General features: G+C 61.1%; 11 protein-coding genes and 4 pseudogenes. 12 read left to right on the top strand and 3 right to left on the bottom strand.

Translation table 11 applies throughout. The features are described 5' to 3' along the window. From IVB48_RS40715 to IVB48_RS40705, 3 genes and pseudogenes are all read left to right on the top strand, one after another. Nucleotides 1-269: pseudogene (locus IVB48_RS40715) on the top strand (IS110 family transposase); the annotation flags it as partial. A gap of 546 nt (nucleotides 270-815) precedes the next feature. After that, on the top strand, nucleotides 816-2,540 hold the full coding sequence (locus tag IVB48_RS40710) for a DUF3363 domain-containing protein (RefSeq protein WP_247408865.1): 1,725 nt from the start codon (nucleotides 816-818) through the stop codon (nucleotides 2,538-2,540). A gap of 276 nt (nucleotides 2,541-2,816) precedes the next feature. Then, nucleotides 2,817-3,023, top strand: coding sequence for a cold-shock protein (locus tag IVB48_RS40705; protein ID WP_247408864.1), 207 nt, complete (start codon nucleotides 2,817-2,819; stop codon nucleotides 3,021-3,023). 178 nt (nucleotides 3,024-3,201) lie between these two features. Here IVB48_RS40705 and IVB48_RS40700 read toward each other — a convergent pair. Then, nucleotides 3,202-4,025 (bottom strand): annotated as a pseudogene (locus tag IVB48_RS40700) (polysaccharide deacetylase family protein). A gap of 439 nt (nucleotides 4,026-4,464) precedes the next feature. Between IVB48_RS40700 and IVB48_RS40695 the strand changes: the two are divergent. From IVB48_RS40695 to IVB48_RS40660, 8 genes and pseudogenes are all read left to right on the top strand, one after another. Beyond that, entirely contained in the window at nucleotides 4,465-6,435 is a 1,971-nt protein-coding gene (locus tag IVB48_RS40695; RefSeq protein ID WP_247408863.1) for a conjugal transfer protein TraG, read from the top strand. Further along, the gene (locus IVB48_RS40690; protein ID WP_247408862.1) at nucleotides 6,419-6,868 is read left to right on the top strand and encodes a CopG family transcriptional regulator; all 450 of its coding nucleotides are present in this window, start codon (nucleotides 6,419-6,421) and stop codon (nucleotides 6,866-6,868) included. The genes IVB48_RS40695 and IVB48_RS40690 overlap by 17 nt, the downstream gene beginning before the upstream one ends. 446 nt (nucleotides 6,869-7,314) lie before the next feature. After that, nucleotides 7,315-7,620, top strand: coding sequence for a hypothetical protein (locus IVB48_RS40685; protein ID WP_247285496.1), 306 nt, complete (start codon nucleotides 7,315-7,317; stop codon nucleotides 7,618-7,620). Between the two features lie 678 nt (nucleotides 7,621-8,298). Next, the gene (locus IVB48_RS40680) at nucleotides 8,299-8,499 is read left to right on the top strand and encodes a hypothetical protein (RefSeq protein WP_247285497.1); all 201 of its coding nucleotides are present in this window, start codon (nucleotides 8,299-8,301) and stop codon (nucleotides 8,497-8,499) included. A gap of 26 nt (nucleotides 8,500-8,525) precedes the next feature. Next, the gene (locus IVB48_RS40675) at nucleotides 8,526-8,942 is read left to right on the top strand and encodes a hypothetical protein (protein ID WP_247408861.1); all 417 of its coding nucleotides are present in this window, start codon (nucleotides 8,526-8,528) and stop codon (nucleotides 8,940-8,942) included. A gap of 404 nt (nucleotides 8,943-9,346) precedes the next feature. Beyond that, nucleotides 9,347-9,448, top strand: a pseudogene (locus IVB48_RS40670) (IS21-like element helper ATPase IstB); the annotation flags it as partial. A 376-nt stretch (nucleotides 9,449-9,824) separates the two neighbouring features. After that, the gene (locus IVB48_RS40665; protein ID WP_148756753.1) at nucleotides 9,825-10,022 is read left to right on the top strand and encodes a hypothetical protein; all 198 of its coding nucleotides are present in this window, start codon (nucleotides 9,825-9,827) and stop codon (nucleotides 10,020-10,022) included. Next, nucleotides 10,003-12,072 carry a recombinase family protein gene (locus IVB48_RS40660; RefSeq protein ID WP_247338780.1) on the top strand — a complete coding sequence of 690 codons (2,070 nt, stop codon included), beginning with the start codon at nucleotides 10,003-10,005 and terminating at the stop codon, nucleotides 12,070-12,072. The genes IVB48_RS40665 and IVB48_RS40660 overlap by 20 nt, the downstream gene beginning before the upstream one ends. 1,508 nt (nucleotides 12,073-13,580) lie before the next feature. Here the strand turns inward: IVB48_RS40660 and IVB48_RS40655 are convergent. Both IVB48_RS40655 and IVB48_RS40650 read right to left on the bottom strand, forming a co-directional pair. Then, the gene (locus IVB48_RS40655; RefSeq protein WP_247285500.1) at nucleotides 13,581-14,486 is read right to left on the bottom strand and encodes a hypothetical protein; all 906 of its coding nucleotides are present in this window, start codon (nucleotides 14,484-14,486) and stop codon (nucleotides 13,581-13,583) included. Nucleotides 14,487-14,750: 264 nt separating this feature from the next. Further along, nucleotides 14,751-14,897: pseudogene (locus IVB48_RS40650) on the bottom strand (IS3 family transposase); the annotation flags it as partial. 431 nt (nucleotides 14,898-15,328) lie between these two features. Between IVB48_RS40650 and IVB48_RS40645 the strand changes: the two are divergent. After that, entirely contained in the window at nucleotides 15,329-15,913 is a 585-nt protein-coding gene (locus tag IVB48_RS40645; protein ID WP_247408860.1) for a transposase, read from the top strand. The last annotated feature ends 40 nt before the right edge of the window (nucleotides 15,914-15,953 follow it).

Genomic DNA, 15,953 nt, shown 5'->3' with positions numbered 1-15,953 from the left:
GCGACGTGCGGCGGGCGCTGTACGAGGCGGCGAGCGCGCTGCTGACGCGCTACAAGAAAAAGGACAGGGTCAAGGCCTGGGGGCTGGCGCTGGCGAAGCCTTCCTCGCACCGCAAGGCGACGGTGGCGGTGGCGCGCAAGCTCGCCGTGATCATGCATGCGATGTGGACCAGCGGCACGTTCTACTGCGGCGATCCGGACGCCTCGGCGGCGGAGATGCATGCCGAAACAACAGCTAAGCAGCGCAAATTGCTCGGGCCCTACGCATGAGGCGCGTGATCCTGCAACCTGGCAACGACGCGGTGATGGCCGCGACCTGAACACGGAGCTCCGCCGCCGGCGGATGAGGACTGGTGCAGCACCAACAAGACGGAACGCACGTTATCTTGCCTGCGACGATGCATCTTCGGATGCCGACCGATCGCGCCGGATTGCCTGTGATGTGGCTCCGTCACACCGATGGAAAGATGCGCCGCGACGGCGTCCGCGCTGCCTTGCTGCAGCGAAACTGTGCCGTCGCTGAGCGCGGAAGACTGCACGGCGCATCAGGACTCGCAAGCCTCGCGGCGCATCGTGTCATGGCGTGGATCAGAGAGGCTTGTCGCAAGCGAGAAAGGAAGCGAGAATGGCTGAGGTCAGACAGACGACACGACCGATTAAGACGGCAGGATAAAAGCCGCAAGGTGCGGCCGGTCGGTTGCGAGAAATCTTGCCTTAGTTTCAATCATCCGGTGCAACTTGCGAATCTTGAGCGCACATTTTCAGTTTTGCCAAATTGCAGCCGCGGCTCAGCTTTTTGCACTCTGCCGGCAAACGATGGCCGGTAAGGACGACTTCCGAATCCGCCCTGGCCGCATTCGCTCTACGCGAGCGCCGCGGGCAAAGCCGTTTCTGGCGCAGGCCCTCAGAGCCGCGCAGAAGGCCGGCGGCCTGTCACGCGGCTATCGTCGTGGAACAAACTTCGGGCGTGGGCGCGCCGCGAGCCTTGCAGCGTCCAGACTGCTCAACAACCGCGCTCGCGGCGCCATGGTCAAGGCGCGGGTGGTTCGCCGAATGCGCACGCCCGGGGCGCTGCGGGCCCATCTTGGTTATCTGCAGCGTGACGGGGTCACCCAGGACGGAGCGCCAGGCAAGCTCTTTGACGCTCTCGGAGATGAAGCAGACGGCCGCGCCTTCGCCGAACGCTGCGAGGGTGACCGACACCATTTCCGCTTCATCGTTTCGCCCGATGATGCAGGCGAGCTCACCAGCCTGCGCAGCTTCACCCGTGAGCTCATGGATCAGGCCTCGCGCGACCTTGGAACGCGCCTCGAATGGGTCGCGGTCGATCACTGGAATACGGAGCACCCGCACATTCATATTCTCGTGCGCGGACGCGCCGATGATGGAAAAGATCTCGTCATCAGCCGCGATTACATCGCAACTGGCTTGCGCGCCCGGGCCGGCGATCTCGTCACCCGCGAACTGGGTCCCCGATCCGAGCTCCAGATCCGGGAAGGGCTGGAAGCCGAGGTGACCGCCGAACGCTGGACCAGGCTCGACCGGGTGCTCGCGCGGCAAGCGGGATCGGCCGATGGGGTCATCGATTTAAGGCCGGAACGGGATGGTGCCCGGGACCCGTTACGAGACATTCGGATCGGGCGGATGCGGATGCTGGAGCGCCTGGGTGTGGCAGAGCCGGCGGGGCCCGCTCGCTGGGTCTTGGCCGAAGACGCCGAGCCACGCCTGAGGGCGCTTGGCGAGCGCGGCGACATCATCAAGCGGCTGCACAAGGCGATTGCCAAGGATGGTATCGCACGCTCACCGTCCTCCTTTGCGCTCGAAGGCGAGCATCACGGTGAACCGATCATTGGCCGTCTCGTCGCCCGCGGACACGACGACGAGCTGAGGGGCAATGCCTTTGCCATTGTCGACGGCATAGACGGGCGCGTCCATCACCTCAAACTCCCCGATATCGAGGCGGCTGGCGACGGACCGATTGGAGGCGTCGTGGAGCTCCGCCGCTTTGAGGATGCGAAGGGACGGACACGCATCGCACTCGCGGTAAGATCGGAACTCGTCCTCGACAAGCAGGTCACCGCGGAAGGCGCCACATGGCTCGACCGGCAGCTTGTGGCGCGCGAACCTGCTGAGTTCTCGCGCGCCGGTTTCGGCGCAGAGGTCCGGGCAGCCCTGGAACAGCGAATTGATGTGCTGGCAGAGTACGGACTTGCCCAGCGGCACGGCGACAGAGTGCGGCTTGGCCGCGATCTGATCGAGACCTTGCGAAGCCGCGAGCTCGATAGCGCCGGCCGGCGCCTTGCGGAGGAGACCGGGCTTACGCATCTACCTGCTCAATCAGGTGAACAGGTTTCGGGGACATATCGTCAGCGGCTTTCCCTCGCCTCGGGGCGCTTTGCCATGATCGACAATGGACTCGGCTTTCAGCTCGTGCCATGGGCTCCTTCACTAGAACGGGAACTGGGCAAACAGGTGAGCGGGATCGCAGGTCCAGGCAATGTCGATTGGTCCTGGAACCGCAAACGGGGCCTGTCACTTTGACTGGCAGTCTCTTTGCTGGGCTACGACGCAAGACTGCCGCCCTAGCTGGGCTGCGCTCACCCACGTACAAGTGAAGCCCGCTATCCTTTTGTCGCTAGAAGAAGTTCGCCGTAGTCGCGCTCACTGCAACCATGTCCCAGCGGGTCTCGGGGGCCGGGACGTTCGCTGGTTCGACCCTTCTGCGTGCCCGGTTCCGAGCAACTGTCTCCTCCTGGAGATCTTGATGCCGGTGCGAGTTTTCGCTAGATCGCATGTGTTCATTTAGGAGAAGTGACGGTGACGATCGGTACTGTAAAGTGGTTTAACACGACCAAGGGCTACGGTTTCATCAAGCCGGATGACGGCGGCCCCGACGTCTTTGTGCACATCAGCGCCGTTGAAAAGGCCGGATACACCGGCTTGGCAGAAGGCGCTCGGATCAGCTTCGAGGCCAAGGCTGGTCGGTCCGGCAAAGTATCAGCCGAGAATCTCCGGATTGGATAAGGCCGACATCACCGACCGCGGCGGCAACGGTTGGATCGGGATCCCTCCTGAAATGAGACCCGATCTCGCCAAAGAAAGAGAGCTTCGCTAGTGGGCGATACGGCCGTGCCATGGTATCGATGTGGACCCGGGCTCACCGTGAGAACCAGCTGGTTAGATTAACCCAATCTACCCGCTGTCATTGCCGCGAACTGCTGCGGCTTGCCGCTGGGATGACTTCAGCGTTGCTCTTGATCGCGCCAGCCGGCACCAGATGCACGATGCGATAGCCATTCTCGTGCAGATAGCGCAAGAACGCCGGCATCATTGCGGCCGTTTGGGCCTGGGCATCGTGCAGGAGAATGATACCCTTGCTTGCGACCTCCAATCGCCCGGTAACGGTCTTTAGTTCTTGTTCTGGGGTTAGGTTCTCCCAGTCGCCCGCCGGAAGGTCAGCTCCAAACACGACCATCCCGCGCGAACGCAACAATTCGAGCGTCACTGGGCTCGAGTCGAAATACGGAAACCGGAAAAAGCGGGATGGCGGGCTTGGGGCGGAGACGCCCTTGAGCCCGTCTCATCAGCGGCAATTCCGCGATCAATATCCCTCTTGCCCTGTTCGAAGGTCATCTTCGACATCATCGTATGCGACCAGCTGTGGTGTGCGATGGTGGCCCTCGGCAGCTATTCGGCGAACAAGCTCTGGAGACTTTGCGGAGGACTTGCCGACCAGAAAGAACGTGGCCCGCACGCATTCCTCGGCGAGCGCCGCCAGTACCTTTTGCGTGATTGCGGCCGCGGCCCGTCGTCAAAGGTGAGGACGACCTCATGGTCGGCCAAAGGGAGCGTTTCCCGAAAGCTGTTCAACCCAACGCGCGGGTACGCCTTTGCATCGACCTCGAGGACGCGGGAGGTGCCGAGCACATCCTGCCGCGGGCAGTCGGCCGCGTCTGTCACGACCACCCCGGCAAGTAGCAGGGTCACAGCACCAGCAAGCGGCGTGGTCAATCTGAGCAGGCGCATCTTTGAATGCGCCACACCTCCACCTTACCTGAGCCACCAGCATTGCCGAAGTACGATAACCTCATGCGATTCAGGTGGCTCTTGGGGAAGGTCGCTTGGCCGCGGGTGAGCTTATCTATTGCGCGATCGTCAGAACTCCGGGACGCATTCAGCGACACCAGGGTTTGAATGCTCCAGGAGGGGCAATCTTCAGGAACGCTTCACATTACTTGAGCAAAGTCAGCGTTTTCTGCCTATCCATGAGCTCTCACGCACATAATCGGCGTTTCGGCGCCGTCTCGTGATGCAAACCTCGATCGATCAATCCTGCTTAACTTGAATGGGTTGGCTACGTATCTCGGCTTTGTCCCCGCCGATCTCTGCGCTGCCACGCGCGCCACTGCGACGCGAGCACCATTTTAGTTGTGTGCGCACGTCGATATGCCGAGATAACCCGATCATGTCGGCGACAAAAATCATTTGGCACCAGGTCATCCTGGTCTGCCTCATCGTGCTCGCGTTCCTGTGGGCGGCGACCGAATGGACAGCTTGGCGGCTTGCCTTCCAGCAGCAGCTTGGGGCTCCCTGGTTCAAGCTCGGACATTGGCCAATTTATCAGCCGGCAGCTTTCTTTGGCTGGTGGTTCAAGTTCGATGCTTACGCGCCCGTCGTTTTTCTGGAGGGTGGCGCGATTGCTGCAAGCGGCGGCATCGCGGCCATAGCGATGGCCATGTTGCTCTCGGTCCTGCGGGCCCATGAAGGGCGGGACGTCACCACCTACGGCTCGGCGCGCTGGGCCGATCTACGCGAAGTCAAACGGGCGGGACTGTTAGGCCCTGACGGCGTCGTGCTCGGCCGGTTCGGACGTCACTATCTGCGCCACGACGGGCCCGAGCATGTGCTATGCTTTGCGCCAACGCGCTCCGGCAAGGGTGTTGGCCTCGTCATTCCGACTCTTCTGACCTGGCCGGCCTCCACCATCGTCCATGACATCAAGGGTGAGAACTTCCAGTTGACCTCCGGATGGCGCGCGCAATTTGGGCCCGTGCTGTTGTTCGATCCGACCAATCCGGCCAGCGCCGCCTACAATCCACTCCTCGAGATCCGCCGTGGCGACTGCGAGGTGCGAGATGCTCAAAATATCGCCGATATTCTCGTCGATCCTGAGGGTGCACTCGAGCGCCGCAATCATTGGGAAAAGACCAGCCACTCACTCTTGGTGGGGGCAATTCTGCATGTCCTCTACGCCGAAGCCGATAAGACTCTCGCTGGGGTTGCAAATTTCCTTTCGGATCCATCTCGCCCGATCGAGGCTACGCTCAACGCAATGCTGGCGACTCCGCATCTTGGGACAGGCATCCATCCAGTCGTCGCATCAGCGGCACGCGAACTTTTGAACAAAAGCGAGAACGAGCGCTCGGGTGTGCTCTCGACGGCGATGAGCTTCCTCGGGCTCTATCGTGATCCGGTAGTTGCCAAGATCACCGCGCGAAGCGATTGGCGCATCCGTGATCTCGTCGACCGTCCTGAATCCGTCTCACTGTACCTTGTGGTGCCGCCATCGGACATCGTCCGCACCAAACCCTTGATGCGGCTCATCCTGAACCAGATCGGACGGCGTTTGACCGAGAGCCTTGATCCCGACCGGCGCCGGCAGAAGCTGCTTCTGATGCTTGACGAGTTTGCAGCCCTCGGCCGGCTCGACTTTTTCGAGAGCCAACTCGCCTTTATGGCAGGTTACGGCATCCGCAGCTTTCTCATCACGCAGAGCCTTAACCAGCTCGAACGCGCCTACGGTCCGAACCATGCGATCCTTGACAATTGCCACGTCCGGATCGCCTTTTCGACCAATGACGAGCGCACCGCCAAGCGCGTCTCCGACGCGCTCGGAACTGCGACCGAATTGCGAGCCATGAAGAACTATGCGGGCCACCGCCTGAGCCCGTGGCTTGGGCACTTGATGGTCAGCCGCCAGGAGACCTCTCGTCCGCTGCTGACTCCCGGCGAAATCATGCAACTGTCTCCGCAAGACGCGGTCGTGATGATTTCCGGTGTGCACCCGGTCCGTGCTAACAAGGTCCGCTACTATGAGGATCCGCAATTCCAGCGACGTGTCTTGAAGCCGCCCCGCTTGGAGCCGAACAAGCAGCCCACCCGCCCAGATGACTGGTCAGCCCGCGCCCAAATATCGCCGTCGGGCCAGCTGCTGACCAGGCGCACGGGCAGGAGCGACGAGGCGAACGGCGGCTTACGCCGCGAGCCGGAATTGCATGAGGAAATCGAGATCAAGACGCCGGCCGGCGAGCACGAGTTCGACCCCGAGCTCGACGAGGGTGACGAGGATGCCGTCCAGGCGCAACTGATGAGCCGGTCGATGCAGGGAGTTGCGCGAACCGTCACCCTCGATCCCGACGATGGAATGGACCTGTGAGCGAGGCAGCGTGAAAAAGGTCCAGCTCAGCATCTATCTCGATCCCGGAACGTTCAAAACGCTTGAGGCCTTCGCAAGCCGCGGTGGCCGGTCCAAGTCGCTGGTGGTCGAGGCCGCAATAGGTTCCTTCCTTTCTCCGGACGATTCCGATCGGCGCGAGGCTGTGATAGCAAAACGGCTGGATCGGATTGTGCGGGTGCTCGAGCGTCTTGAACGCAATGATGGCATCACGCTTGAGACCGTCGCGCTCTTCATCCGGTTCTGGCTGACCTCAACTCCGGCATTGCCGGAGCATTCGAGCCCTGCCGCCCGCGCCAAGGGCGGTGAGCGGTACGACCGCTTTGTCGAAGCGCTGGGACGACGACTTGCGAGCGGATCCAGCGTCCTGAAGGAGGTAAGCATCGACGTGCAAGCCTCCAAGAAGCCCGAATAGAAACTTCTCCGCGCAGAGTGCCTGTGACGGCTCCTTGGCGATCGAGCGCCGGGCCTAGGTGAGCCGAGCGGGCGCGCGCGAAGGCAGACCGACACAGAGTCGTGAAGCGCGGGGAGCTTTCTTGACGTCCCAGAAGGCCATCGCGAGTCGCCCCTAGCTGCCGCGCAGGAGGCTGAAAGATCCGGCTCATCTTGAGCCCGCCTCGTCTTTCTTTGGCTACGCCAGACTACGACGCCGATGTCGGCGCGATTGATGTCGTGGTCGGATTGACCCTTCTGTCGACGCATCATCGCTGGGCCGATTCATCTGTTTCGACCGGAAAGCCACGCCGCACGGATAGCGTGTGCCGTTTCGTGCGGTCGCAATTGAGGAGCTGAAGAAACAATGCAGATCGATGGTGAGGCTGAAGGTCAGGCCAGCTCGATTGGAAAAAGTTCCGATGGCAGGTGGAGCCGAGCTCGAACGAAGGTCTGCGAACCAAGAAGATCATCGTTCAGCTCTCCGAAAGCATCTTCGAGCGGCTTGAAGCCGCGACCGAACGCGCGGGAGCCGGCAAGAGCATGGTCGTCGACACGGCGCTTCAGCGTTTTCTGGCTCCTGCGCCAGCGGCCGAAGGGCTCATTCGTGAAACTCCGGACCGGTTCAGTGGTCAGATGGCAAGGCTCGAGCGCGAGGTCGCGATCGTTGCCGAGACAGTGGCCCTGCATGCGCGCTATCACCTCACCGTTACGGCGGCCAGCGACATTCCCTAGATGCATTCAGCAAAATACGAGGACTGGGACATGGTCATGACATGGCCACTCACAGACCAGGGCCTAATGGCGCGGGAGCCAACGCCGTGACCGACACCGCTCGCCAGCTCGGCGTGACGAAACTGACACAGGCGGGCCCATTGGCGTGCTTAGCAGCAGAAATATCGCCCTGTTCGCTTCCTATCCGGCGGCGGCTCGACTGCTTCGTGAGCCTGCTATAACCGGCGTGCCCTCGCTCGTGCTGACGGACCATGACCAGCTTCGCCCACGGCGCTTAAAGGAAATCTCAAAGAAAGAAAAACGATCGGACATAAACACCGGCGGTCTGTCTGGACCGGAACGCCCGCTGCGGCTGCCCCGGAGATGGATTCGCCGCGGGAAAATAGACACTCTGGCAAGTGGCGAGACATCGCACGGACATCGCGGCGAAAATCGTCAAAAAGAGCCGCTCCAGCGCTGAATACCATCACGGAGGCGGTTCCTCCAGCGCTGGCGTGGCGGAGCCAGACCAGCACAACTGTCCTGCTTCGACGGCATGGCGGCAACGTCTTGGACAATCAACAAGCAACGACGACTGTGGTGAAGTTCATACTCGACTTTGGAATCAGCTAGTAGTCTCTTTGAGGGGTTCACCGTGCTTTCTCTGCTACCATTCTTTGCGCCTTCCGGAGTCGCCAAGTGTTGGACGCAACGACCACTGCGCTTTTGCGTGCTGTTCTTGAGGAGGTTTGCGACAGTCTGCCTCGCAGCGAAACCGGCACTCGGGCCCATGTCGCTTCCAAGATCTTGGAGGCCGCCAACAGAGGTGAGATCACGGTGAACCGCCTTCGGCAGGTCGGCATGGAAGCTCTTCGCTCCGCGCCAACGATGTGGCGGTAGATGCAGACAACTCTGATAGCGCTCATGTGAATTTCCAGGTCACGGTGTTGACGATCCTTGTCGGCTACCCGGACGGGTTCGCATCCATGCCGGATCTCAAGCGAGACATGGCCATTTTGGCCACGAGCGGTCCGGATTGGGCGGCGCGCACCAAGAGAATGGGCGCCCGCGTGCCCGAGCTCGATCTTTTTTCGCAGCGACTCGTCGAGCGAGTGAATCGAGGGTGGCGCATCACGGACAAGGGACGAGCGGTGCTCGAGCTGATGGAGCCGCGGCCGAGCACGGGCCAAGTCCAGCGAGAGGACCCGAGAGCTCCTGAGCTGCCATCGCCAGTGCCGGCACGATCCCTTTCTGTCGAACTACGCCGGCGCGAGCCCGAACGACTGGGGCGGCGCCGGTCCTCTAAGAGCCGATCGTGCGCACCGCACTCTCCGACTATGTAGGTGATCATGGCCGCGCCCCACAATCAGGTTGCCGAAGGAGGATTTTCGAGGTTGTGGCTTTCTTTTTATTGGAGAGCTGGAACGAGAAGTGTGCTGACATCTCAGCACATATCGGAGCACATATCGGGGAGAGGTGGCTGTTGCTTCGATCAGCTCCAAGATCCCGGATGCGAGGTGCGCTGGACCTCGATTTTGACGCGTGAAGCGTCGGTCCTGTGTCCATCGTCCGGAACGGTGTCCCGACGTGTCCATAGCCGGTAGTCGCGAGGCTGACCCATCTGCCGCTCTCGGTGCGGTCGTCCAGCTTCAGGTAATCGCCCGCCGCTTCCGCTGCGATGCCGTCCTATGCGTGCGGGCGCCAGAGAGGTATGCCGTTCTTCGACAGAGGCCTGATAGCCGCGTCGCAGCGCGTTGTCGGCGATCTGCTCACCACCGACATCAGCGAGAAGCAGGCAAGATCGATCAAGTACCAGCTCAGCATCGCTAAGCTTCCGCTCGCCAACAACGGGCACCATCGCGGATACAGCTTGTGGCGATAGCGATAGCCAGATGGGTCTTGCCGGTACCGGCCGAACCAGCGTCACAATGCCGGGTGTCCGGCGTTCGAGGTGCGGATCTTCTATCCGTTCCATCCACGGGCCGGGCAGATGGTGCAGGTCGAGCACCGCAAGCGGTTCGCCGGCGAGGATCATCTGGTCGTGGTTCAGCCCGACGGCACGCTCGCCCTGATTCCGGCATGGATGAGTGAGGAGACGGCTCGCTCCACGGCAATCACCGGCTCTCCTTGTTTATCTGTCGATAGGCTCGTCGAGCTGCGCGTCCGGCTCGATGCGCTTCTAGCCTCGCCTGACGGGGAATCAGCCCCGCACCAAGGAGGCGATCATGCGACCACGACCGAGCCGGCAGCGAGACCTGTTCGAAGTCGATCAAAAGATGTTGGACATTCCGACCACGCAGAAGCCTCTGCTTGTCAGCCTGATCGAGCGCATGCTGGTCGAGGCCCTAGCCGACGACGACATCGCGACAGACGCGGCCAGCGACAAGGCAAGGGAGGTCGCTGATGAGCAAGATCGCGCCTGAGCACCTCGCCCGTCAGGCCGTCGTCTACATCCGTCAGTCGACGGCTGATCAGGTCGCCAGCAATCTGGAAAGCAAGCGCCGTCAATATGGACTTGCCGATCGGGCGCGGCAGCTCGGCTGGAGCGATGTCGCCATCATCGATGACGATCTTGGCCGCTCTGGCGGTGGCGTTGCGCGGCCCGGCTTCGAGAAGCTGCTGGCTGCCATCTGCGACGGGCGTGTCGGCGCCGTTGTCTCGATCGAGGCGTCGCGCCTGGCTCGTAACGGCCGTGACTGGCACACATTGCTGGAGTTCTGCGGTCTCGTGGGTACGCTGATTGCCGACGAGGACGGAGTCTACGATCCGCGTCATCCCAACGACCGCCTGCTGCTCGGCATGAAGGGTACTATGAGCGAGATGGAGCTATCAGTCCTACGACAGCGCTCGCTGGAAGCCTTGAAGCAGAAGGCGCGCCGCGGCGAACTGTTCATGACGGTTGCCATCGGGTACGTGCGGATCGGCAACAACAGCATCGCGAAGGATCCGGATCGGCGCATTGCGGAAGCCATCACACTTGTCTTCGCGAAGTTTACCGAGATGCAGTCAGTGCGTCAGGTGCACCTGTGGCTCAGGCACGAGCGCATCCCGTTGCCGGCCGTCGCCTACGGCACGGAAGGCCGACGGATTGAGTGGAAGCTGCCAGTCTACAACACGCTCTTGCACATCCTGACCAACCCGATCTACGCCGGTGCCTATGCATTCGGACGTACGGGCAGCCGCGTCAGCATCGAGGCCGGCCGCAAGAAGGTCGTTCGCGGCTTCAAGAAGGAGCGCGACGACTGGGAGGTATTGATCCCGAGTCACCACGAGGGTTATCTGAGCTGGGCGGATTACGAAAGGAACCTCAGCCTGATCGCGGACAACGCCAATGGCAAGAACCCAATGAGCCGCGGCGCATTGCGCCGTGGCGAGGCGCTGCTGGCCGGCCTTCTGCGCTGCGGCCATTGCGGGCGCAAGCTGCATGTCGCCTACTCCGGCAAGGACGGCAACACCGGCCGTTATCACTGCCAGGGTGGCTTCATCAATCACGGTGGCGATCGCTGCATCTCATTCGGCGGCATGCGGATCGATCGCGAGGTCGGCATCGAGGTGATCGAGCGCCTGCAACCGCTCGGAATCGAAGCCGCACTCGCGGCGCAAGCGGTGCGCAGCCGTGCCAGCGAGGACAAGCGGCGGCACTTGGAACTGGCGCTCGAGCAGGCCCGCTACGAGGTCGGCCATGCGCGGCGTCAATATGATGCCGTCGATCCCGACAACCGCCTCGTTGCCGCCGAGTTGGAGAAGCGATGGAACGAGCGGCTGGCCATCGTCCGCGATCTGGAGACCGAGCTGGAAGGGCTGACAGCCTCACCCGCGACAGAACTGACGCCGGCCTATCGCGAGCGGCTGATGACGCTCGGCGCCGATCTACAGCTGGCCTGGACCAGGCCGGGTGTGACGCCGGAGGCCAGGAAGCGGATCGTGCGAACACTGATTGATGAGATCATCGTCCACGTCGAGGACAACGCGCTCAATCTCGTGATACGTTGGCACGGCGGCGACCACTCCGCGCTCAAGGTCAGGAAGAACCGCTCGGGGCAACATCGCTGGAGTGCGGCGGGCGAGACTATCGATTTGGTCCGTGTACTGGCGCGGCAGATGCCGGACAAGGCGATCGCTTCGGTGCTCAATCGCGCCGGCAAGACGACAGGGCGCGGCAACGGCTGGACACAGTCACGCGTGTGCAGCCTGCGAAGTCACAATGCGATTGCGACCTATCGGGAGGGCGAGCGACGGGAGCGCGGCGAGGTCACGCTCGACGAGGCCGCTGCAGTCCTGTCCGTCAGCCCGTCGACGGTGCGCCGTCTGATCAAGGATGGCCAACTCGCGGCGAGTCAGCTCTGTAAGGGCGCGCCGTGGATCATCAAGGCGGCCGATCTGGAACGTGCCGATGTGAAGAGCGCTGCGACCGCCCGGCGTCTGCGGCGTCCGCCGTCCGGCGATCCGCTGCAAAAAGTGCTGGAACTCTAACGACATGGACAGGTGAGCATTATGAAGCGGGCTCGGTGCCGCCCACCAAAACGGCATTCCGCTGCGTTAGCAGTCGGGCGCATGCGCTGGAATCAGCCGAAGAAAGGGGGCCAAACGCGAGATTTCAGCGTGAATGCGCTGAGAGTTGCATCAATCGACATCGGTATAATACTACAATAGAGCTAGACGTCCGAAAGGCGCATGGTCAAGTGTTGGGTACGAAATGCTCCGATCGGAAGCCGAGACGACACACTCAGGTGAGAAGCGAGATTGTTCGTTCCATTGCGTGCTGAGTTCATCGGGCAAGGGCGACCAAAATTGTCGCTCTCCAAGAGATTAAGTCCGGCGAGGCTCGATCGTGGTCACAGACACTGCAAAAGACGGGGCCCGTCGTGTCCCATTCAATCCTCCGCTTGAAGCAAAATACATGTCCGTTGACGGCAGCCTCGGCGGCAAGCTGTCTCGTGCTGAACACGGGCGAAAGTGGCGCCTTACTCGAGCACGTCCCGCCGACACTCAACCAGTTCTTTTTGATCTTCACATCAACCTCAGCGGTACGCCCGGTTTACCGACTCTGCAAGGGAGCATGGGTTCAGGGTTCCAAAATGGAAGTTGACTACGTGTGCAAGCTGCCGAGCTTCGCTCGGCATATGTAAGACACTACCTTATGATTGTGGCAACCCGCATCGATGTGGACCCGGACCCACTCGGTAACACATGGGATGAGACGGTCCTGCCTTCAGCGTGGAAGTTCGTTGAGATAGTCTATAGTTCGCGTTCATCACTAGAACTTCGTCGAGTGCACGGCCATTGACTGGGTGGGCTGAATAGCCGATCCGGGCGAGGCGGAGATTGGCGTGCATCACGACCTCTTGCACGCGACGCCTCCAACCCAATTCTTTCGTTGTCCGCGAAAGCGTCGCTTGTGCCTTCAAATTGACCAGCGAGGCGAAGCATCAGATTCAACCTTAGTTCGCGCACGAGGAGACTTGCGGCTCGCGCACGGCTCGGCTGATGTCGCCGCAACCGCCGGAAATCACGGTGATGCGTCCTGAGAGACCGAGGCCGTTCATGCCGTCGCCTTTCTGTCTGTCGCGCCGGCGACGATGGCGCAATCCGCGCCCAGCGCAAGTCCCCCATTCCTCCGCCCAAGCTTGGGAAGCCTAGTCATTTCGAATTTCACGGTCCTCCGGCAACCACGCACGAACCCGCGGAGATTGATGCCACCGTCGCGATGGAGATCGATAGGGTAAATGATCGGCGCTGATGCCTCTTCAAGGTTGTCCGCAAGGGCTCGGGATCCAGAATGTCACCTTGGCTGAGAAGTTCCTCTCTTTGCGGTCTGCGGTAGATCGGGTAGGACATGGTTGACCTCCTGATTCACTCACAATGGGAAGATGGGACCTTGAGCCTCCTTTTTGGTTCAGATGCGAGGAATTCCGCACCTTAGGCAACGCCAGGACTGCAAGCAGCCCACCGAGTTTCTACGGCAACGAACATCTTAGAGATTAGTGGGACTCTCCGCGCTTCTCGCCTTGTGGAGATGACTGCACGTTTGGCTGTGGGGACGATGATGTTCCCGTCTGTGGCTCAGAGGTAGGAGATGGTGATATCTGTGTCGGCGGCGCTGGCTCCGCTTTCGTGTGTGGCGATCCAGCCGGAGGAGGAAGCAGCGGGGAAGAGGCGGGAGGAGCCTGCGTCTGCGAACTGTGCGACGGCGTCGAAGTTTCAGCTTTGCCTTCCTGCTTGTGCTCGTCTTTCCCGGGCGGCACGGGAATACCAAGCCTTAGCATTAGTCCTGTGGTCAGCACGGTGTTCTGCTCGGTCAGTTTGTTCACCACCGACGTGTGGTCGTGGTGCAACGCGGTGTACTCTTTTTCGAGCGATTCCACCCTCCACATCAAAAGGTAGATGATGATCACTGCGCCGAGTATGAGCGCGGTCAGTGGCGTCCTCGCGGCCGCAAGAGCCCGATTAAATCCATGCCCACCTGCGCCCCCACCATGCCCACCTGCGCCGCCGGCAAGTCCCCCTTGCCCTGGCGAGACGTGCGCTTGCAAGGCTACGTTGCCATTCACGGTGTCGTTGAACGCCTCCGGCGCACTGAATTCGAGCACCGTCCAGAACATCTCGCTTAATAGCTCTTCCCCGCCGATGACGAGTAGTAACAGTTCGATGGAGCCATACCGCACGCCGCGTACTTCGATGCGGACGTCCCTCCAACTCCGATCCACACGAGAAATCTTCTGCGCGAGCTTTGTCCCGAACTCTTGAATGAGCGCCCGTTCATTGTCATCGGGTGCGGGAGATCGAGTCGGGCTGCTGCTCTGCCAATAGTTGGTCCAAAAATCTTTCTTTGTTGCACTGGGAGATGTGCTCGGCAGTGACAGGCGTACTACGGCCATCCTCTGCATGTTACCCCCTCTGCTCAATCAGACTGCCATGGTCGGCGCACGGGCATCATTGCGACAAATTAAGAAGACGGCCCCGCTATTAGAGCAACGCTGGGCCGCAAGTGAAAAGCGTGATCCCACTTCACACATCGCAATGTGTCCAAGGAGCGCATTCTAGCGTGACGACCCAACATTGCATAGCGCGATGTGAAGCAACTCACACCTCTTGGTAGAAAGCCTCTTGACTACCCCGGCGGTGACGGCATGCTTTGCTCGCCCAAGTCTCATGGGACGCGGCAGGTAATAAATGCTGCCGCGGCTGATCTGCAAAACTTCCGCTTGCCTGGTGATCGACAGATCGTGCTCGCGGTCGATCATCGCTTTGCGCTCAGCAATCCCGCCTTGGTGAGCGCGCCTTCTAAAAAACTGGTCTCAGCGCTGCTCGCTCCCTGTGGGATAGAAACGCATTGCCGCTAGACTGCGGCCGGAAGGGAGCGGCCGATATGATTTTGGTGGCATGTGACCCCGCTAGAAAACCTGGTCCATGGGCTGTTGCGTACGTGAGAGTGGTGACGCCGTCCCGGCGATCCCGTCTAGGAATATGAATAAATTGCGCAGCCCAGCCCTTCCGCCGTGTCAGCAGGAGGATTGGAGATGAACCGCAACAAATCGAAATCCAGGGCCGACCGCACGATGCCCATGGTGCACCCGAACGCGGCTGCCATCGACATTGGCGCGACCATGCACATGGCTGCCGTCAGGGCAGATCGCGCACCTGAGCCAGTACGCAGCTTTGGTACCTTCACGGCTGATCTGCATCGGCTGGTCGACTGGTTTCAGAATGCGGCGTCGAGACCGCCGTCATGGAATCGACCAGTGTCTACTGGATCCCGATCTTCGAGCTTCTCGATGCACGGGGGTTCACTGTGTTTCTTGTCAACGCGCGCGATGCCAAGCACGTGCCGGGGCGCAAGACCGATGTCAGCGACGCGCAGTGGCTGCAGCGGCTCCATTCGTTCGGGTTGCTGCGAGCCAGCTTTCGACCCAAAGGGCAGATTGCCGAACTGCGAGCCTACGTGCGTCAGCGGGAGCTTCTGCTGGAGTACGCGGCTTCACACATCCAGCATATGCAGAAAGCATTGACTGAGATGAATCTTCAACTCCACCACGTTGTGGCCGACATCACCGGTGCGACCGGCCTGGGCATCATTCGCGCGATCCTTGCCGGCGAGCGCGATCCTGAGGCGCTGGCGTGCTTACGCCATTACAGCTGCCACTCCAGCGCCGAGGCGATCGCGAAGGCGCTCACCGGTAGCTACCGTGCCGAGCATCTGTTATGCGCTCGATCAGGCACTCGCCCTTTACGACGCCTATCGCGAGAAGGCATCAGCCTGCGATGTCCGGATCGAAGCTGTGTTGAAGGAACTCAGCACCCACAGGGGTCGTGATCATGGATCAGCACCGCCAGTCTCGCGGCGTCGGAACAGA

The organism is Bradyrhizobium sp. 76 (genome assembly GCF_023073025.1).
In the GTDB taxonomy this organism is placed as follows: Bacteria; Pseudomonadota; Alphaproteobacteria; order Rhizobiales; family Xanthobacteraceae; genus Bradyrhizobium.
Note: the sequence above shows the minus strand (reverse complement) of the source record. Positions and strands in the feature narration are given on the sequence as shown.